Here is a 20,156-nt window from a genome sequence, read left to right on the forward strand (position 1 = left end):
ACCGCCTCCCGAGCACAGGCACCGAGGAGACCTGATGACCGCTGAGACCTTCGTTCTGCCCGCCTCGTCGACCCAGCGTCGGCTGTGGATGCTGGACCAGCTGAACCCCGACTCGGCGGCGTACAACATCGCCTGGTCGGTGCGGCTGACCGGCGAACTGCGGGTGGACGCGCTGGAGTTGGCGCTGAGCTGGCTGGTCGACCGGCACGAGGTGCTGCGTACGACCTTCACCTCGGTGGACGGCGAACCGGCACAGCTGGTCAGTCCGCCGTGGGCGGTACAGCTGCCGGTCACCGAGCCGGCCGGCGACCCCGCGGCCGAGGCGGTGCAGGTGCTGGCGGCGGAGAGCCGGGCGCCGTTCGACCTGAGCCGGGGACCGCTGCTGCGGGCCCGGCTGGTCCGGTCGGCGCCGGACGAACACCTGCTCGTCCTCGTGGTGCACCACATCATCGCCGACGGCTGGTCGTTCGAGACCGTCTTCCGGGAGCTGGCGCACGGCTACCGGGCCGCGCTCGCCGGAACGACGCCGGACCTGCCGCCGCCGCCGATCCAGTACGCCGACTTCGCGGTCTGGCAACGCGAACAGGCCGCCCGGGACGCCTTCGCCGACGACCTCGCCTTCTGGCACGACGAGTTGGACGGTGCGCCGACCCTGCTCGACCTGCCCGCCGACCGGCCCCGCCCGGCGGAGCAGTCATCGGCCGGCGACGTGGTCACGTTCGACCTGCCGGCGGCACTGACCACCGGCGTACGCGGACTCGCCCGGGACGCCGACACCACCGAGTTCGCCGTGCTGCTCGGCGGGTTCCAGGCACTGCTGCACCGGCTCAGCGGCCAGCAGGACCTGCTGGTCGCCGTACCGGTGGCGGGGCGGAGCCGGCCGGAGACCCGGGGTGTGGTCGGCTTCTTCGCCAACACGTTGGCGTTGCGGGGGAGGTTCGAGGAGCGGACCACCTTCACCGAGGTGCTGCGCGGGGCCCGGAGCAGCGCCATCGCCGCCCAGTCCCACCAGGACGTGCCGTTCGAGGAACTGGTCGACCTGCTCGCCCCGCGGCGCAGCCTGGCCTACTCGCCCGTGGTGCAGGTCATGTTCGCGCTGGAGGAGACGCCGCCGCCGGTCGAGGTGGCGGGGCTGCGGATCGCCCCGGAACTGCACGAGAACGGCAGCGTCAAGTTCGACCTCACGCTCACCATCGAGCAGCGTCCGGACGGGTTCCGGGGGCGGTTGACGTACCGGACCGAGCTGTTCGACGCCGACCGGATCGAGCGGCTCGCGAGCGCGTACCTGGCGCTGCTGGCGGCGGGGGTGGCCCAGCCCGCTACCCGGATCGCCGAGCTGCCGCTGCTCGGCCCGGCCGCCCGCGACGAGATCGTCGCCGGTTGGCGGGCGCAGGAGTCGACCCCGCCGCCGTACGCCTCGGTCGCGGAACTGCTCGACCGGCACCCGTCGGTCGACCCGGACGCGGTGGCGGTGGCCTCGGCGGACGGCATGCTGACGTACGGGCAGCTCGCGGTCGACCGCAACCGCCTCGCCCACCTGCTCCGCGAGTACGGCGTCGACCTCGACGTACCGGTCGGGCTCTGCCTGTCCCGGGGCGCCTCGATGCTGACCGCGATGCTCGCGGTCTGGCAGGCCGGCGGCGGTTACCTGCCGCTGGACCCGGAACTGCCGGTCGCCCGGCTGACCGCGATGGCCACCGGTGCCGGCACCCCGGTCGTGCTCACCGACCTGGCCAGCGCCGCCCGGACCGGTGACTGCTGGCCGACCGGAACCAGGGTGATCCACCTCGACGGGGCCGAGATCTTCGCGCGGCTGCGGACCCTGCCGGACACCGCGCCGGAGCTCGCCGGTCACCCGGACAGCCTCGCCTACCTGCTCTACACCTCCGGCTCGACCGGGGTGCCGAAGGGCGTGGCGGTCACCCACGGTTCGGTGGTCAACCTGCTGGTCGGCTTCGACGGGCTGCTCCGCCTCACCCCGGCCGACCGGGTCGCCGCGATCACCACCATCGCCTTCGACATCTCCGTGGTCGAGCTGATCCTGCCGCTGCTCGCCGGTGCCCGGATCGAACTGCTCGACAGCGGGCTCGCCGTCGACGCCGCCGCGCTGCGGGCCGAACTGGCCGACCGGGCGGTCACCGTCGTGCAGGCCACCCCGGCGAGCTGGCGGATGCTGCTCGCCGCGGGCGGGGTGCCGGCCGGCGTACGGCTGCGGGTCAGCGGCGGCGAGGCGCTCACCCGCGACCTCGCCGACGCGCTGCTGACCGACGGCGCCGTGCTGTTCAACGGCTACGGCCCGTCGGAGACGAGCATCTACTCCACCGCCGGTCCGGTCGACGCGCACGGCCCGGTCGACCTCGGGGACCCGGTCGCCAACACCCGCCTCTACCTGCTCGACCCGGCCGGGCAGCCGGTGCCGGTGGGTGCGGTCGGCGAGCTGCACCTCGGCGGCCCCGGAGTGGCCCGCGGCTACCACGGCAGTGCCGCGCGCACCGCCGCGAGCTTCCGCCCCGACCCGTGGGGCGCCCGGCCCGGTGCCCGCCTCTACGCCACCGGTGACCTGGCCCGCTGGCTACCCAACGGCCGGCTGGAATACCTCGGCCGGGCCGACCAGCAGGTCAAACTCCGGGGCTACCGAATCGAGCTCGGCGAGATCGAGGCCGCGCTGCGGGCCCAGGACGAGATCCGGGACGCGGTCGTGGTCACCTGGCAGGCCAGCGCCGAGGACGTCCGGCTGGTCGGGTACGTGGTGCCGACCGAGCCCGAGGCCGATCCGGCGGCGCTCTGGTCCCGGCTGCGCCCCGCGCTCGCCGGTCAACTGCCGGAGTACATGCTGCCGGCGACGCTGGTGCCGATGGACCGGTTCCCGCGTACCGGCAGCGGCAAGATCAACCGGCGGGCGCTGCCGGAGCCGGTGTGGCGGGAAACCGTCGGCGCCGGGTCGGTCGCCCCGCGTACCCAGACCGAGGAGGGCCTGGCGCTGCTCTGGCGCGAGGTGCTCGGGCTGGCCGAGGTCGGCGTACACGACAACTTCTTCGCCCTCGGCGGCCACTCGCTCACCGCCACCCGACTGATCGCCCGGATCCGCGCCACCTTCGGCGTCGACCTACCGCTGCGCCTGCTCTTCGCCGCACCGACCATCGCCGAACTCGCGCCCCTGGTCGCCGACCCGGCCACCGCCGGACCCCACCCCAACGGTACGGCCGACCGGGTCGCCACCGGGGGACCGAGCGCCCAGGACCTGCTCGCATCGCTCGACGACCTCTCCGACCGGGAGATCGACGAGCTGTTGGACACCCTGATCGCCGAGGAGGGCTCATGACGGCCACGCCGTCCCCGACCGAACGCCGGGACCGTGCCGTGATCATCGGTGCCGGCCTGGCCGGCTCACTCGCCGCCGTCTACCTGGCCCGCCGAGGCTTCGAGGTGGACGTCTACGAACGGCGCGACGACCCCCGGCTGGCCCCGGCCGGCGCCGCCGGACGCTCGATCAACCTGGGCCTGTCCGCCCGTGGCATGCGGGCGTTGCAGGAGGTGGGCCTGCTCGCCGACGTACTCAAACGAAGTGTGCCGATGCGCGGCCGGGTGGTCCACGCCCCCGACGGCACCGTCGGCTTCCAGCCGTACGGGGTGCACGGCCACCAGATCCTGCACTCGGTGCTGCGCGACGAGCTGATCGCCGTACTCGTCGACGCGGCCGAGGCACAGCCCGGCGTGCGGTTCCACTTCGGCTGGCGGCTGCACGGCCTCTACCGGGAGGTGCCCAGCGTCGCCGTGACCCGGCTGACCGACGGCACCACCGAGGAGGTGAGCGCCGACCTGGTCGTCGGCGCCGACGGCGCGTTCTCCACCGTACGCCAGCACCTGCACCACGGGCAGCGGGCCAACCACGCCCAGGAGTTCCTGGACTGGGGCTACAAGGAGCTGACCATCCCGGTCGGCGACGACGGCCAGCCCCGGGTACGCCTGGAGGCGCTGCACGTCTGGCCCGGCGAGAACGGCCTGATGGTCGCCCACCCCAACGTGGACGGCTCGCTGACCTGCACCCTGTTCCTGCCGTTCGAGGGCCCGCACAGCTTCGCCACGCTCACCACCCCGGACGCGGTCCGCGCCTTCTTCCGGGCCAACTTCCCCGACGCCGAGGAGCTGATGCCCCGGCTGGTCGAGGAGGTGCTCGACCACCCGACCGGCCAGATGGTGACCGTCCGGACCAGCCCGTGGCGGCACACCGACCGGGTGGTGCTGGTCGGTGACGCGGCCCACGCCGTCTACCCGTTCTACGGGCAGGGCATGAACGCCTCCTTCGAGGACTGCCTGGTGCTGGACGAGTGCCTGGACCGGCACGCCGACCGGGGCGAGGCGCTGGCCGCGTACGAGGCGGCCCGTCGACCGCACACCGACGTGCTGGCCGACCTGTCCACCCGCAACTTCGTGGAGCTGCGCGACCGGGTGCACCGCCCGGCGTACGCGCTGCGGGCCGGCGCCGACCGGCTGCTCAGCCGCCTGCTGCCGGACCACTGGACGCCGCTCTACACGATGGTCGCGCACACCACCACCCCGTACGCCGAGGCACTGGCCCGGTCCGGCCGGCAGGACCGGCTGCTGCGTGCCGCCGCGACCGGCGGCGCGCTGGCGCTCGGCACCGCGCTGGCGTACGCGGCGAACCGCTCGGTACGCGCCCGACGTGGCTCGGGGCGGTGACCCGGCCGTGCTCATCCACCCCGAACAACCGGACTGCGTGCTGGTGGAACAGTTCGACCTGACCGCCGAGGCGGTGCACCCGCTGCTGGACGGCGTCGAGGAGAAGCTGCTCAGCGTGCTCCGCTGGGGCCGCGAGTATCTCTGCCGGCCGCACCCGGACCTGGGGCGCAAGGGACCGGTCTGCCCGTTCGCCCAGGCGTCCCTGGACCGGGGCATGTTCTACCTGGCCGTGCACCGGGGCGAGACGGTGGAACCGGACGCGCTCGACCGGCTGCTGATGACCTACCGCGACTGGTTCCGCCAACTGCCGCCGACCACCGGTCCGGCCGCCCAGTTCAAGACCATCCTGCTCACCCTGCCGGACGTGCCGTCGGAAGAGGCGAACGCCGCCGTCGACGCCACCCAGGGACGACTGAAACCACAGTACGTCTCGGAGGGGCTGATGATCGGCGAGTTCCACAGCGGCCCACCGGACAAGGGCGGGCTGTGGAACCTCGACTTCCGGCCGCTGTACAGCCCGGTGCCGCTGCTCGCGATCCGGCACATGGTCCCGTCGGACTTCCCGTTCCTGGCCGACGACCCCGGCTCGGTCGCCACCTACCTGCGCCTGTTCGGCGCCAACACGCCGTCGGCCCTGCGCGGCCGGGTCACCGCCGCCGCGAACCAGTTCGGCCTGTCCGTGCCGCACCCGGCACCGGTGCCCCCACGCGCGCCAGTGCCCCAACTGGCCGAACAGCAAGGAGCAGCAGCGTCATGACCGGGCGGAGCGAGGTCACCAGCCGACCTCCTCGCGGTCGTGACGACGAGCGGAGCAAGGAGAAGTCATGACCGAAGGAAACGCAACGGCGAGCGGTGCCGGTACCGCGCCGGCGACGAACAAGCGGGCGTTGCTGGCAAGAATGCTGACCGAGCGGGCGAACGCCCCGCGCACGTACCCGGTGTCGTTCGGGCAGCAGCGGTTGTGGTTCCTCGACCGGTTCCAGCCCGGCGACTCGATCTACAACATACCGGTCGCGCTCCGGCTGCGGGGACCGCTCGACGTCGACGCGCTGCGGGCCGCCCTGGAGCTGATCGTGCGGCGGCACGGCGCGCTGCGTACCACCTTCGCCGACTCCGGTGGCGAACCGGTGCAGGTGGTACGGGCCGACGCCGGCCCCGTGCTGGAGGTCACCGACCTGACCGGCGGGTCGGCGCAGGAGGCCGCCCGGCTGCTCTGGGAGGAGGCCCGCCGCCCGTTCGACCTGGCCAACGGCCCGCTGTTCCGGGCGCTGCTGATCCGTACCGCCGACGACGACCACCACCTGTCGCTCTGCCTGCACCACATCGTCTCCGACGCCTGGTCGCTCGGCGTGCTGTTCACCGAGCTGAACACCGCGTACGCGGCGCTGCGCGAGGGGCGGCCGCCACAGCTGCCCGAACTGCCCGCCCAGTACGCCGACTACGCCATCTGGCAGCGGGAGAAGATGGCCGGCGAGGCGCTGCGGGAGCAGGTGGACTACTGGCTGGACCAGTTGCGCGGCGCCCCGGCGCTGCTCACCCTGCCGACCGACCGGCCCCGCCCGGCGGCCCAGTCCTACCGGGGCGCGGTGCACTACTGGGACTTCACCGCCCCGCTGCTGCGCCGGATCCAGGAGTTCAACCAGGGCAGCGGCGCCACCATGTTCATGACCCTGATGGCCGCGTTCAGCGCCCTGCTGTCCCGGTCCAGCGGCCAGGACGAGTTGGTGGTCGGCACCCCGGTCGCCGGGCGCAACCACGCCGACCTGGAACCGCTGATCGGCTTCTTCGTCAACACGCTGCCGCTGCGGGTCTCGGTCGCCGGCCTACCGAGCTTCCGGGACCTGGTCGACCGGGTCCGCGAGGCCACCCTCGGCGGGCTGGCCAACGCCGACGTGCCGTTCGAGAAGCTGGTCGAGGAGCTGTCGCCGGAACGGAGCCTGGGCCACGCCCCGGTCTTCCAGACCCAGCTCATCGTGCAGAACACCCCGCCGGCCATCCTCCGGTTCGGCGACGTGACCGCCACCTCCCTGCTGGTCGACAGCGGCACGGCCAAGTTCGACCTCTCCCTGGTCGGCGAGATGACCCCGGACGGCATCATGCACATGGCGGTCGAGTACGACACCGCCCTGTTCGACGCCGACACGGTGGCCCGGCTCGCCCGGCAGCTCACCACCCTGCTCGACGTGGCACTCACCGACCCGGACCGGCCGGTGGCGGAGATCCCGCTGCTGGCCGGCGTGGAACGCTGGCGTTCGGTGGTCGACTGGAACGCCACCGCCCGGGGCCTGCCGGACGTCGCCTCGGTGCTGGAGCTGCTGCCGACCGACGACTCGGAGGCCGGCCCGGTGCCGGCGGTCTGCGGCCCGGACGGCGCGGTCGACCCGGCCGAGCTGCACCGGCGGGCGGCCAGGTTGGCGTACGTGCTGCGGGCCCGTGGGGTGCGACCGGACAGCCCGGTCGGTATCTGCCTCGACCGCGGGGTGGGCATGCTGGTCGGGGTGCTCGGCGCCTGGCAGGCCGGGGCGGGCTACCTGCCGCTGGACCCGGCCCTGCCGGCAGACCGGCTGCGTTACCTGCTGAGTGACTCCGGTGCCACGGTGGTGGTGACCCAGCGGTCGGTCCGGGAGGAGCTGGCCGACCTGCTGGTCGACGTACCGGTGGTGATCTGCCTGGACGACGACGCCGCGGAACTGGCCGCGGCCCCGGCCGACGCGGACCCGGTGCCGGCGCACCCGGACGGGCTCGCCTACCTGATCTACACCTCGGGTTCGACCGGCAGGCCGAAGGGTGTCGCGGTGCCGCACCGGGCGGTGCTGAACCTGGTCGCCTCGTTCCACGACGACCTCGCCCTCACCCCGACCGACCGGTTCGCGGCGGTCACCACGCTCTCCTTCGACATCTCCGTGCTCGAACTGCTGGTTCCGCTGCTCAGCGGCACCCCGCTGACCATCGTGGACTCGGCCGTCACCGGTGACGGTCACGCGCTGCGGCAGCGGCTGCTCGCCGACGGGATCACCGCAATGCAGGCGACGCCGGCCACCTGGCGGCTGCTGCTGGCCACCGGCGGGGTGCCGGCGGGGCTGCGGCTGCGGCTCTGCGGCGGGGAGGCACTGCCCCGGGACCTGGCCGACGCGCTGATCGCCGACGGCGCGACACTGTGGAACTGCTACGGCCCGACCGAGACCACCGTCTGGTCGGCCGCGACGCCGGTGGCGCCGTCGCCGGCCGCCATCGACCTGGGTACGCCGATCGCCAACACCGAGCTGTACGTGCTGGACCGGATCGGCCAGCCGGTGCCGGTCGGCGTCGTCGGCGAGGTGCACATCGGCGGTGCGGGGGTGGTCCGGGGCTATCCGGGACGGCCGGCGCTGACCGCCTCCCGGTTCGTGCCCGACCCGTTCAGCGGTCGGCCCGGCGCCCGCCTCTACGCCACCGGTGACCTGGCCCGGCAGCGCGCCGACGGCCGGCTGGAGTTCCTCGGCCGGACCGACCACCAGGTGAAGATCCGTGGTTTCCGGATCGAGCTGGGCGAGATCGAGGAGCAGTTGCGGGCGCACGAACTCGTCGCCGACGCGGTGGTCGGCACCTGGGCGGGCGGCGAGGGCGACGCCCGGCTGGTCGCGTACGTGGTGCCGTCCCCCGGTGCCGTCGGGGACCTCTGGTCGGTGCTGCGCCCGTGGCTGGCCACCCGGCTGCCCGGTTACATGGTGCCGGCGACCCTGGTCACCCTGCCCGCGTTGCCGGTCAACGCCAACGGCAAGACCGACCGGGGCGCGCTGCCGCAGCCGGACTGGCGGGACGCGGTGACCGTGGAACGGACCGCGCCGCGCAACCCGGTGGAGCACACCCTGGCCGACATCTGGGAGCAGGTGCTCGGCGTCGACCGGGTCGGTGTGCACGACGACTTCTTCCAGCTCGGCGGCCACTCGCTGCTCGCCGCGCAGGTGCTGAGCCGGATCGGGGCAGCGTTCGAGATGGACCTGCCGCTGCGGGTGCTGTTCGAGGCGCCGACCGTGGCCGAGATGACCGACGCGATGATCGCCCGGGAGCCCGTACCGGGGCACGTGGTGACCGTCGCCGAACTGCGCCGGGACCTCGACGGAATGTCGACCGAGGAGCTGCGCGGACTGCTGGGCGAGGCGCCGTGACCGAGGTCGACTCCGCCGCCCGGGAGCGGCTGATCCGGGAACTGCTCGCCCGGCGGGGGGTTGTTTCCGCCCGCCGGCCGAACACGATCCCGCCCCGGTCGCCCGGTGCCCGGATCCCGCTCTCCCCGCTCCAGGAGGGACTCTGGTTCCTCGACCGGCTCGACCCCGGCAGCGGCGCGTACACGATGGCCGTCGCGGCCCGGATCACCGGCCCGCTGGACGCCGCCGCGCTGCGCCGCTCGGTCGACGCCGTCCAGGACCGGCACGAGGCGCTGCGTACGGTCTTCGAACTCCGGGACGGCCGGACCGAGCAGGTGGTGCTGCCGCCCGGTGACCCGCGGATCCGGATCCCGATCGAGGTCAACGACGTGTCCGCCGAGCCCGGTGACCGGGAGGCGCTGGCTGACGCCCTCGCCCGGCGGTGTATCGACCTGGGCTTCGACCTGGAACGCGGGCCGCTGGTCCGGGTCCAGTCGACCCGGATCGAGCCGGACGGACACCTCGTCGTGCTGAGCCTGCACCACATAGTCGCGGACGAGCGGTCGTTGTCGATCGTCTTCGGCGAGGTGGTGGACGGGCTGCTCGACGGCCCGGCCGCGGATCCGCCGCCGGTGCAGTACCCGGACTACGTACTCTGGCGGCAGCAGGCGCTCGACGCCGGGGAGACGCGGCGGCAGCGCGAGTTCTGGGCCGGGCAGCTCGCCGGTGCCTCGGGCGCGCTGGAGCTGCCCACCGACCGGCCGCGTCCGGCGGTGCAGACGTTCGCCGGGGCGACCCACCCGTTCGAGCTGCCGGCGGAGCTGACCGCCGCGCTCGACGGGCTGGCCCGGCGTACCGGTTCCACCCGGTTCATGCTGCTGCTGACCGCGCTCCAGGTGCTGTTGCAGCGGTGGACCGGCGAGGACGACATCTGTGTCGGTTCACCCGTCACGACCCGGTCCAACCCGGACCTGGAGTCCGTGGTCGGGCTGATGGTAAACAGCCTGGCGCTGCGTACGGACCTGTCCGGCGACCCGACCCTGGCGGTCGCCGCGCAACGGGTACGGCGTACCTGCGTCGACTCGCTCGACCACGCCGACCTGCCGCTGCACCAGGTGGTCGAGCTGGCCGAACTGCCCCGCGACCCGAGCCGGAACCCGCTGTTCCAGGTGATGTGCGTGGTCAACCCGCCGGTCGAGGAGCGGGAGTCGTCGGCGCTCACGGTTCGGCCGCTGGTCTTCGGCCGGGACACCGCGCGGATGGACCTCACCGTCCTGTTCTACGAGACCTCACCGAGCATGTCCGGGTTGGTCGACTACAACACCGACCTGTTCGACGCCGCGACCGTCCGCCGGTTCACCGACCGGCTTCAGCTCGTCCTCCGAGCGCTGACCGGCGACCCGGACCGCCGGCTGTCCGAGCTGGACCTGCTCGGCCCGGACGACCGGCGGGACCTGGCCGGGTGGAACGACACCGGGGACGAGCCGTCCGGTGCCTGCCTGGCCGAGCTGATCCGGGCGCGGGCCCTGATCGCCCCGGACGCGCCGGCGGTGGTCGACGGCGAGCACGTGCTGAGCTACGGCGAGTTGAATCGGCGGGCCGGGCGGCTGGCCCGCCGGCTGCGCCGGGCCGGGGTGGGGCCGGAGGTCCCGGTCGGTCTGGTCCTGCCCGCCGGTACGGCGGCGGTCGTCGGCATCCTCGGCATCCTCCGGGCCGGCGGGGCGTACCTGCCGCTGGATCCGGGGCACCCGCCGGCCCGGCTGCTGGCCCTGCTCGCCGACGCGGGCGCACCGGTGGTCCTGGTCGATCCGGCCGACGCGCCGCGCTTCGCCGACCACCCCGGCACCGTGCTGTCCATCGACGACACCGACGTCACCGACTCCGACGTCACCGACTCCGACGACGGCCCGCTGCCGGTGACCCGGCCGGACCAGCTCGCGTACGTCATCTACACCTCCGGCTCCACCGGTACGCCGAAGGGTGTGATGGTCACCCACCGGACGGCGGTCAACCTGACCCGCGCCTTCGTGGACCTGCACGGCATCGGCCCCGACGACCGGCTGCTGATGCTGCCGCCGTTGAGCTTCGACGCCTCGGTCGGCGACCTGTTCCCGGCCCTGGTCGCCGGTGCCGCCCTGGTGGTGCACCGGCGACCGGCCGAACTCACCGGGCCGGATCTGCTCACGTTCTGCGCCGAGCAGGGGATCACGCTGGTGGACACCGCCGCCGCGCTCTGGGTCCGCTGGGTGGCGGACCTGGCCGACGCGGCACCGCGTACGGACACCGGGTTGCGGGCGCTGATGATCGGCGGCGAGGCGGCCCCGACCGGGGCGGTACGCGGCTGGGCGGACGCCACCGGCGGCACGGTACGGATCTACAACCACTACGGTCCGACCGAGGCGACCGTCTGCGCCACCACGTACGCCACCGTGGACGCCGGTGAGCTGCCCGGACTCGGCCAGTTGCCGATCGGGCGCCCGGTTGCCGGGGTCCGGGTGCACCTGCTCGACGCCCGGCTGCGCCCGGTGCCGGTCGGCTTCACCGGCGAGGTCTACGTCGGCGGCACCGCCCCGGCCCGGGGTTACCTGGGTGCGCCGGGGTTGACCGCGCAACGGTTCGTGGCCGACCCGTACGGGCCGCAGGGTTCGCGGCTGTACCGGACCGGGGACCTGGCCCGGCACCGGTCGGACGGGACGCTGGAGTTCCTCGGCCGCACCGACCGGCAGGTGAAGATCCGGGGGCACCGGATCGACCTGGGCGAGGTGGAGGTCGCCTGCGCGGCGCAACCGGGGGTGGCGCGGGCGGCGGTGACGGTCCGCGACGACGGGACCGGGCCGCGCCTGGTCGCGTACCTGGTGGCGGCCGTCGAGGCGGCGCCGACGCCGGCCGTGGTCCGGGCCGGGCTGCGTGAGCGGCTGCCGGACTACCTGGTGCCCGCGCACGTGGTGCTGCTGCCCGAGTTGCCGCTGAACTCGCACGGCAAACTCGATTTGGCGGCCCTGCCGGCGCCGGCCGACCGGCCGGCCGACGCCGACCACGTACCGCCCCGGACGCCGACCGAACGGGCGCTCGCCGGCATCTGGGCCGGGCTGCTCGACTCCGACCGGGTCGGTGCCCGGGACAACTTCTTCGACCTCGGTGGACACTCGCTGCTCGCCGGCCCGCTGGCCGCCCGGATCACCGCCGAACTCGGTGTCGACGTGCCGCTGCGGGCCCTGTTCGAGACCGCCGACCTGGCCGGTCTGGCCGAGCGGATCGACCGGGCCCGCGCCGGGCACGCCGGGGGCAGGCTCGACCCCGATCGGGTACGCGACGACGCCCGACTGCCGGACGACGTCGCCGCCGGGCTGCCGGCGGAACAACCGGCGGCGGTACCGGAGACGGTGCTGGTCACCGGGGCCACCGGCTTCCTCGGCGCGCACCTGCTCGCCGACTGGCTCGCCCACAGCCGGGCCGAACTGCACTGCCTGGTCCGGGCCGGCACCCCGCAGGCCGCCTTCGACCGGGTACGCGACAACCTGCTCCGCTACGGCCTCTGGCGCGACGAGTACGCGGGCCGCCTGGTCGGCGTACCGGGTGATCTCGGTGAGCCGGGGCTCGGGCTGGACCGGCGGGACTTCGACGCGCTGGCCGACCGGACCGATCTGGTGCTGCACAACGGTGGGCTGGTCAACTTCCTGATGCCGTACGACCGGCTGCGGCCGGCGAACGTCAACGGCACCCTGGAGGTGCTGCGGCTGGCCACAGCCGGGCGCCCGACCGCCGTACAGGTCGTCTCCACCCTCGGGGTGTTCCTCACCCCGGACCGGGTCGGCGGCACCGTACTCGAAACCGACAACCCGGACGACCCGACCGGGCTCGGCGACGGCTACAACGCCACCAAGTGGGCGGCGGACGCGCTGGTCCGGGCGGCACGGGCGCGCGGGCTGACGGTGGGTGTGCACCGGCCGGCGCGGATCACCGGCCACGCCGGCACCGGGGTCGGCAACGCCGACGACTACTTCAGCCGACTGTTGAAGACGTTCGTGCAGCTCGGCGCGGTGCCGGAGATCCCGGACGACCACGCCGACCTGGCCCCGGTCGACTACGTGGGCCGGGCGATCGGGCACCTGTCCCGACAACCGGGGCACCGCAACGACGACTTCCACTACTACAACAACCACACGATCTCCTTCGCCGACCTGACCGGTGCGCTGCACGGTTTCGGCTACCCGGTCGAGCCGGTGCCGTACGACCGTTGGCGGGCCGCCCTGCTGGCCCGGCCGGACGTGGCACTGGCACCGTTCACCCCTCTGTTCGGCGAGCAGGCGCCCCGGCGTACCCAGCCGTTTTTCGACTGTGCCCGGACCGAGGCGGCGCTGGCACCGGCCGGCATCACCTGCCCGCCCGCGGACCCGGCGCTGCTGCACACCTACCTGGCCTGGTACGTCCGCACCGGGTTCCTCGACCCGCCGCAGGCCGGCACAACCGATCTCGGGAGTACGCATGGCTGAACGGATCCGCGCCCGGCTGCTGATAGCGGTCTGGGTCGGTCAGCTCGTCTCCCTGATCGGGTCCAGCCTGACCGGGTTCGTGCTCGGCGTCTGGGTCTACCAGCGGACCGGCTCGGTCACCCAGTTCTCGCTGATCTTCCTGGCCAGCAGCCTGCCGGCGGTGCTGGCCGCCCCGTTCGCCGGGGTGATCGCGGACCGCTGGGACCGACGCAGGGTGATGCTGGTCAGCGACCTCGGCGCGGCGATCGGCACCGCCGCGCTCGCCCTGCTGGTGGCGAACGACAGCCTTGAGGTCTGGCACATCTACCTGGCCACCGCGCTCAGCGCCGCCGCCTCGACCGTGCACCAGGTCAGCTACCAGGCGATGACACCGGCGCTGGTCGGCAAGGCGCACCTGGCCCGGTTCAACGGGCTGATGCAGGTCACCCGGGCCGCCCAGATCGCCGCCCCGCTGGTCGCCGGGGTGCTGGTGGTGACGATCGGGATCGAGGGGGTGCTCGCGGTCGACCTGGGCAGCTTCGCGGTGGCGTCGCTGACCCTGCTGCTGGTCCGGTTGCCCGCCGAGGCGACCCGGCCGGCGGCCGAACGGACCCGTGAGCCGGTGCTGCGGGACGCCGCCGCCGGCTGGCACTACCTGCGGGCGCACACCGGGCTGTGGCAGCTGATGGTGCTCTTCGGCGCGTACAACTTCCTGTTCGGTTTCGCGGGTGTGCTGGTCCAGCCGCTGATCCTGTCGTTCGCCTCGGCGGACACCCTCGGCGTGCTGATGTTCGCCGGTGGCGCGGGACTCTTCGCCGGCAGCCTGGTGATGACCGCCTGGGGTGGCCCGGCCCGGAAGATCCACGCCGTCTTCGGTGGGCTGGCGCTCGGCGGGGTGGCGCTGGTACTGCACTCGCTGAGCCCGTCGGCGTGGCTGATCGCCGTGGTGGCGCCGCTGTTCCTGTTCACCCTGCCGATCGTGAACAGCTCCACCATGACCCTGATCCAGACCAAGACCGAGCCGAAGGTGCTCGGCCGGGTGCTGGCCGCCGCCCGGGTGGTCGGCGACGCCAGCATCCCGGTGTCGTACCTGCTCGCCGGTCCGCTCGCGGACCAGGTCTTCGAGCCGCTGTTGCGCCCCGACGGCGCGCTGGCCGGCAACGTCGGCACGGTCGTCGGCACCGGCGACGGCCGGGGAACGGCCCTCGTCTTCGCGGTTGTCGGCACGCTCATGGTGCTGCTGGTGGCGTTCGCCTGGTCCCGCCGCTCGCTGCGGGACGTGGACGACCTGCCCGACGCCCTGGAGCCGGCCGAGCCGACGCCCCCCGCCACGGCTGACCCGGCCGCCGAGCCGGTACGCGGCTGAGCGCGCTTCCGATCCCCCGTCGTTGCACTGCGAAGCCAAGTCAAGGAGAAGCAGCATGCCGGTGCCGTTGCCGCCCGAGGTCGTCCGCGCGTTCATGGAGACGGACGAGGCCCCCTCGGCCCACCTCGACATGCTGAACGCGATCTCGTTCCGGACCGTCGGAGCGGGTCTGCGGCTCGGCGTGTTCGAGGAACTGGCCGATGGCCCCCTACCGGTCGCGTCGCTGGCCGAGCGGGTCGGCGCCGACCCGCTCGGGCTGCGCCTGCTGCTCGACGCGCTGGTCGGCTTCGGCTACCTCGTCCAGCCCGGCGGCGCATACGCCAACAGCGAGAACACCGCCCGTTGGCTGCTGCGCTCCACCCCGGACAGTTTCGCCCCGGTGCTGTCGTTCTGGACCACCGTGCTCTCCGAACTCTGGGGCGACCTGGAGACCTCGGTGCGCCAGGGCGGGCCGACCGGTGACTTCTACGCCTGGCTGGAGCGACGCCCGGAGACCCTGGCCGACTTCCAGACCATGCTGCGCCGGCTCGCCGGCTGGCTCGCCGAGGAGGTCATCACCCTGGTCCCGGCCCCGCCCGCCGGGGGCCGGCTGCTGGACCTCGGTGGCGGGCACGCCGGTTACACGGCGGCGTTCTGCCAGGCGTACCCGGAGCTGACCGGCACGGTGGTCGACCTGCCCGGCGCCCTGTCCCAGGGCCGGGCCGTGGTCGACGGTGCCGGCTTGGCCGACCGGGTCGAGCTGCGCCCCGGCGACCTGCTCACCGCCGACCTCGGCACCGGCTACGACCTGGTCCTGCTTTTCAACATCGTGCACGGGTACGACGACCGCCAGGTGGCCGCACTGCTCGACCGGGTCGCCGCCGCGCTCAACCCCGGTGGCCGGGTAGTGCTGCTGGAGCCGCTCGCCGAGGTCCCCGAGCGCGAACCGGGCGTCGCCGACGCGTTCGTACGCGCCTTCAGCCTCAACCTGTTCCACACCCAGGGCGGCAGGGCGTACGCCTTCGACGAGCTGGCGAAGCTGCTCACCGCGGCCGGTTTCGGCGAGCCGGAGGAGCGGATGCTGACCCGCTCCGACGCCGACCACCTGGTCATCGCCACCCGCGCCTGAGCGGTTGGTTGTCCTAGTTGGTGCCGTGGTAGGCGGTCCACTCCTCGGCGAGCATCGCGAAGTCGAGTTCCGTGCTCCATTCCCCCTTGAAGAGCTCGTTGTGTACGAGTCGGGCCTCCTGCCGCATCCCCAACCGTCGCGCGACCTGCGCCGACGGTTCGTTGCGTTCGTCTATCCGGGCGACTATGCGGTGCAGCCCGAGTTGCTCGAAGCCCAGGCCCAGCAGGGCGCTCGCCGCCTCGGTGGCGTAGCCGTGACCGGTGTGGTCCGGGTGCAGGACGTAGCCGATCTCGCCGGCGCCGTGCAGTCGGCTGTGCCAGAAGAGAACCGCGTCGCCGATCAGTCGACCGGTCCCGGCGATCTCGATGCCGAGGGTCAGGGCCTGCCCCTCGTCGGTGAGCCCGTGGTTCGCCCACAGGGTGGCCAGCCGCTCGTTCACCGCCTCGCGGGTCATCGGTTCGAACGGCACGTACCGGCAGACATCGGGCCGGCTCCGGTACGCGAGCAACGCGTCGACGTCGCTCGCGGTGAGCGGGCGCAGCAACAGCCGTGGGGTCCGGACGGGGTAGACGGGATGCAGAGCGGGTTGTGAGAGGACGGGCACCGGACCATCCTGCCAGGTCACGGCTCAGCCGGTCCGCGTCCCGGTCGGGCGCCCCGATCTGAGATCATCTCCAGGTGATCACCACCCGACTCGTCCAGCTCGACGACGTCCCGGTCCTGGCCGAACTGGCACGGGTCAACCGTGACTTCCTCGCCCCGTGGGAGCCGATCCGGGACGAGGACTACTTCACCGTCGAGGGCCACCGCCCGGTGATCGAAACCGTGCTCGAACAACACCAGCGAGGCGCCGCCCTTCCGCACGTGATCCTCGACTCGGGGCGGGTGGTCGGTCGGATCACCCTCAACACGATCGTGCGGGGCCCGTTCCAGTCGTGCAGCCTCGGCTACTGGGTCGGCGCCGCCGACAACGGCCGGGGCGTCGCGAGCGCCGCCGTACGCACCATCATCGGGGTCGCCTTCGAGGAGTTGGGGCTGCACCGGATCGAGGCTTCCGTCCTGCTGCACAACGCCGCTTCGCAGCGGGTGTTGGAACGCGCCGGGTTCGTCCGCTTCGGCGTCGCCCCGAACTACCTCAAGATCGCCGGATCATGGCAGGACCACGCGATCTACCAGTTGCTGGCGCCCTCACCCGACTGATCCTCAGAACGGTCGGCCCCTCGTACCGTCCTCGCCGGGTGGTCCCGTGCACGGGCAGCCACAACGACAACGATATGGCAGCCTTCCTCCGATGACGACCGAGCGGACCAGCTACGGCGCCGGGCCGGGACCGATCACTCCCGATGGCTGCGCCGTCAACGTCTACGCGCAACTGCCCCCGAACGGTGAGCCGGAAGTCATCCACCGCGCGGTTCCACCGGGTACGCGAATCCTGGAACTCGGCTGCGGAACCGGACGGCTCAGCAACCCGCTCGCCGAGCTTGGTCATCGGGTGGTTGGCGTTGACGAATCGGCGACCATGCTCGCTCACCGACGGTCAACTGGTGGCACAGTGGCACCCACCGGAGTGGTTCGACGCCCTTCGGGTCGGGGCCACCTCTCGGCCCCGTCATCGGGCGCCTGGATGTTCTGAACATCGCCGGTGGGCTGCTCACCGCCGAGACCTCGTACCGGATCCGCGACGATGTGTGGATCCAGCGTTTCACCGCACGCCGTCTCACCGATTGCCCGGTCGGGCGATGAAGCCGTCGTCTCGTACACACCTGAGTGTGTGGCTACACGAAATTCGATGTAGAGGTTCGACGCGTCATATGTCTCGGCCGGCGGCGACCGGATCCTGGTCCGGCGAGCGCTCCGGGTCGGGCTGGGGCACAGCCGTCGTCGTCGGGCTGGCGGCGGCCTTCGACGGCGGGTTACCGATCCGGCGTACGCCGGGGACGGCGGCGGTGCCGAGGCAGGCGAGCGCGACGATGACCGCGGCCGCCACCAGGGGTGTCTCGGCCGACCACAGGCTGGCGCCGAGCGGGGCGAGGGCGTAGCCGACCGGCATCGCGGCGAGCGAGAGCAGCCAGTCGTAGGAGGTGACCCGGGCCAGGGCGTGCGGCGGCATCTCGGTCTGGACCACGGTTTCCCAGACCGGGTTGAGGAAGCCGAGCGCGGCCAGCGCGAGCCCGTACGAGACGATGATGGCCGGTGCGGGGGCGGCGACCGCGAGCAGGACCAGCGGGATCGCGTACGTGGCCAGGCCGACGTTCGCCACCAGGATCGGCCGGCGCAGCCGGGCCCGGCCGGCGAGCAGCGAGCCGAGCAGGAGCCCGACCGCTCCCGCCTCCAGCATCAGCACCCAGACGCCCTCGCCGCCGAGTTGGTCGACCGCCACCGCCGGGCCGAGGGTGACCAGGACCGCCGCGCCACCGTTCCAGGCCGCGTGGGCGAGCAGGCTGGTCCAGTACCAGTCGCGGGACCGTACCTCGGTCCAGCCTTCGGCCAGGTCGGCGCGGAGTGACCGGCGTTCGATCGGGGTGCGGCGTACCCGGATCATCGTGAGCAGCGCGGCGCTGGCGGCAAACGACGCGCCGTCGAGGATGAAGGCCCAGCCCGGTCCGGCGGTCCAGATCAGCAGCCCGGCGAGCGCCGGCCCACCCAGACGGGTGGCGCTGGACGCGACCCCCATCAGGGCGTTGGCCTGTTGCCGGGCGGGACCGTCGACGGTACCGGCGACCAGCGGCGACGCCGTCGGCATGGCGAACGCGGAGGCGACGCCGGTGACCGCCGAGGCGGCGGCGATGTGGGTCAGCGTCGGGTCGGCGCCGAGCAGTTCGAGGCCGACGAACAGCTGGGCGGCGCCGCGGACGAGGTCGGTGGTCAGCGCCACCCGGCGGGCGTCGAACCGGTCGGCGACCACGCCGCCGAGCGGCAGGAACAGCAGCTTGGGGACCAGGGCGCAGCCGAGGACGAGGGCCAGCGCCGAGGTCGAGCCGGTGACCCGGAGTACGGCGAGCGCGAGCGCCGCGGGCACCACGGCGTCGCCGAGCGCGGAGAGCGTACGGCCGACGAAGAGCAGCCGGAAGGCACGGAGCCGGAGGGGATGGTTCACGGTCGAAAATTTAGTTCGACGTCGAATCTTTCGTCAACGAATAATTTGATGGTGACGTAGAGTACGGCGATGGAACAGCGCGACTGGACCGACGACCACGTCGACCGGTGGATGCCGGTCCTGCCCGGTCTCGACCCGGACGTCGAGGGCGTGGTCACCCGCGCGGCCCGGCTGGCCCGGCACCTGCGCCGAGTCAAGGAGCGCTACCTGGTCGACTTCGACTTCCAGCGGCACGAGTTCGACACCCTGCACGCCCTGGCCGGCCGCCGCAGCCGGGCCACCCCGTCCGAACTCGCCGCCGACCTCGGCCTGGCCCCGCCCTCGGTGACCGCCCGACTCGACGCGCTGGAGCGGCGCGGCTTCGTCCGCCGGATCCCGTCGGCCGTCGACCGTCGCCGGGTGGACATCCAGCTCACCGAGGACGGCCATGCCGCCTGGCTCGGGGCGATGGAGGTGCTCGGCCACGAGGACCACCGACTGCTCGACGCCCTCGAACCGGCCGAGCGCCGGACCCTGGCCGACCTCCTGCGCCGAGTCATGCTCGTCGCCGAACAACCCCACCCCGCCCCGGACCGAGGAGCCGACCATGAGCGCTGAGCAGCCCGAACTGACCGTCACCGACCAGGACGCGTGGCGGGAATGGCTCGACGCGCACCACGGCGACTCGGACGGGGTCTGGCTGCTGCTGGCCAAGCAGGGCAGCACCGACCCCACCAGCCTCACCTACGCCCAGGCGCTGGAGGAGGCGCTCTGCCACGGCTGGATCGACAGCCAGGCACGTCGTCGCGACGAGACGACGTACCACCAGCGCTTCACTCCGCGCCGGTCGACCAGTCCGTGGTCGGCGCGGAACGTCACCCTCGTCGCCGACCTGATCGCGACGGGCCGGATGCGTTCCGGCGGACACGCCGAGATCGAGCGGGCCAAGGCCGACGGTCGCTGGGACGCCGCGTACGCCGGACCGGCCACCGCCGAGGTCCCGGCCGACCTGGCCGCCGCGCTGGATGCCGAGCCACGGGCACGGGCGATGTTCGAGATCCTCACCAAGCAGAACCGTTTCGCCGTGATCTACCGGGTCGGCAACGCCAAACGGGCCGAGACGCGGGCTCGCCGGATCGCCCAGTTCGTCGAGATGCTCACCCGAGGCGAGACGGTCTACCCGCAGAAACGCCGCCTGGAAGACTGAGCCGACCGGCGAGCCGGGCATATCGGATTCGGCCCCTGATATCCGTGGATTCTGCACGAGGGCCGGCGGCACCTGCGACCACGGAGTCGTAGACGCATT

The 20,156-nt window shown here is 73.0% G+C and carries 13 protein-coding genes; 11 read left to right on the plus strand and 2 right to left on the minus strand.

All coding sequences use genetic code 11. The features are described from left to right. Nucleotides 1–34: 34 nt before the first annotated feature. The 7 genes from OG792_RS23075 (at nucleotide 35) to OG792_RS23105 (ending at nucleotide 15,774) form a co-directional block, all read left to right on the plus strand. On the plus strand, nucleotides 35–3,322 hold the full coding sequence (locus tag OG792_RS23075; protein ID WP_329102155.1) for an amino acid adenylation domain-containing protein: 3,288 nt from the start codon (nucleotides 35–37) through the stop codon (nucleotides 3,320–3,322). Next, nucleotides 3,319–4,701 (plus strand): FAD-dependent oxidoreductase, encoded by a 1,383-nt coding sequence (locus tag OG792_RS23080; protein WP_329102157.1) that lies wholly within the window; start codon nucleotides 3,319–3,321, stop codon nucleotides 4,699–4,701. Before OG792_RS23075 ends, OG792_RS23080 begins: the two co-directional genes overlap by 4 nt. 7 nt (nucleotides 4,702–4,708) lie before the next feature. Then, the gene (locus tag OG792_RS23085) at nucleotides 4,709–5,458 is read left to right on the plus strand and encodes a DUF6875 domain-containing protein (protein ID WP_329111380.1); all 750 of its coding nucleotides are present in this window, start codon (nucleotides 4,709–4,711) and stop codon (nucleotides 5,456–5,458) included. Between the two features lie 67 nt (nucleotides 5,459–5,525). Further along, on the plus strand, nucleotides 5,526–8,849 hold the full coding sequence (locus tag OG792_RS23090) for an amino acid adenylation domain-containing protein (protein ID WP_329102159.1): 3,324 nt from the start codon (nucleotides 5,526–5,528) through the stop codon (nucleotides 8,847–8,849). Continuing rightward, nucleotides 8,846–13,321 carry a non-ribosomal peptide synthetase gene (locus OG792_RS23095; protein ID WP_329102161.1) on the plus strand — a complete coding sequence of 1,492 codons (4,476 nt, stop codon included), beginning with the start codon at nucleotides 8,846–8,848 and terminating at the stop codon, nucleotides 13,319–13,321. Before OG792_RS23090 ends, OG792_RS23095 begins: the two co-directional genes overlap by 4 nt. Then, nucleotides 13,314–14,666, plus strand: a complete 1,353-nt coding sequence (locus OG792_RS23100; protein WP_329102163.1) for an MFS transporter — start codon at nucleotides 13,314–13,316, stop codon at nucleotides 14,664–14,666. The genes OG792_RS23095 and OG792_RS23100 overlap by 8 nt, the downstream gene beginning before the upstream one ends. 55 nt (nucleotides 14,667–14,721) lie before the next feature. Beyond that, nucleotides 14,722–15,774: a methyltransferase gene (locus tag OG792_RS23105; RefSeq protein WP_329102165.1), complete on the plus strand. Its 1,053-nt coding sequence runs from the start codon at nucleotides 14,722–14,724 to the stop codon at nucleotides 15,772–15,774. Nucleotides 15,775–15,787: 13 nt separating this feature from the next. Here OG792_RS23105 and OG792_RS23110 read toward each other — a convergent pair whose 3' ends face one another. Next, nucleotides 15,788–16,378, minus strand: a complete 591-nt coding sequence (locus OG792_RS23110; RefSeq protein ID WP_329102167.1) for a GNAT family N-acetyltransferase — start codon at nucleotides 16,376–16,378, stop codon at nucleotides 15,788–15,790. A 74-nt stretch (nucleotides 16,379–16,452) separates the two neighbouring features. Here OG792_RS23110 and OG792_RS23115 point away from each other — a divergent pair, with 74 nt between their 5' ends. Beyond that, entirely contained in the window at nucleotides 16,453–16,974 is a 522-nt protein-coding gene (locus OG792_RS23115) for a GNAT family N-acetyltransferase (protein WP_329102169.1), read from the plus strand. Between the two features lie 91 nt (nucleotides 16,975–17,065). Then, nucleotides 17,066–17,407: a class I SAM-dependent methyltransferase gene (locus tag OG792_RS23120; RefSeq protein WP_329102171.1), complete on the plus strand. Its 342-nt coding sequence runs from the start codon at nucleotides 17,066–17,068 to the stop codon at nucleotides 17,405–17,407. Nucleotides 17,408–17,581: 174 nt separating this feature from the next. Here the strand turns inward: OG792_RS23120 and OG792_RS23125 are convergent, their stop codons facing one another. Then, entirely contained in the window at nucleotides 17,582–18,871 is a 1,290-nt protein-coding gene (locus tag OG792_RS23125) for an MFS transporter (protein ID WP_329102174.1), read from the minus strand. A gap of 69 nt (nucleotides 18,872–18,940) precedes the next feature. Between OG792_RS23125 and OG792_RS23130 the strand changes: the two genes are divergently transcribed. Together OG792_RS23130 and OG792_RS23135 are read left to right on the plus strand one after the other, a co-directional pair. Next, entirely contained in the window at nucleotides 18,941–19,468 is a 528-nt protein-coding gene (locus tag OG792_RS23130) for a MarR family winged helix-turn-helix transcriptional regulator (protein ID WP_329102175.1), read from the plus strand. Beyond that, nucleotides 19,458–20,057 (plus strand): YdeI/OmpD-associated family protein, encoded by a 600-nt coding sequence (locus OG792_RS23135; RefSeq protein ID WP_329102178.1) that lies wholly within the window; start codon nucleotides 19,458–19,460, stop codon nucleotides 20,055–20,057. The genes OG792_RS23130 and OG792_RS23135 overlap by 11 nt, the downstream gene beginning before the upstream one ends. The last annotated feature ends 99 nt before the right edge of the window (nucleotides 20,058–20,156 follow it).

Origin of the sequence: Micromonospora sp. NBC_01699 (assembly GCF_036250065.1) — a bacterium.
GTDB lineage: Bacteria > Actinomycetota > Actinomycetes > Mycobacteriales > Micromonosporaceae > Micromonospora_G.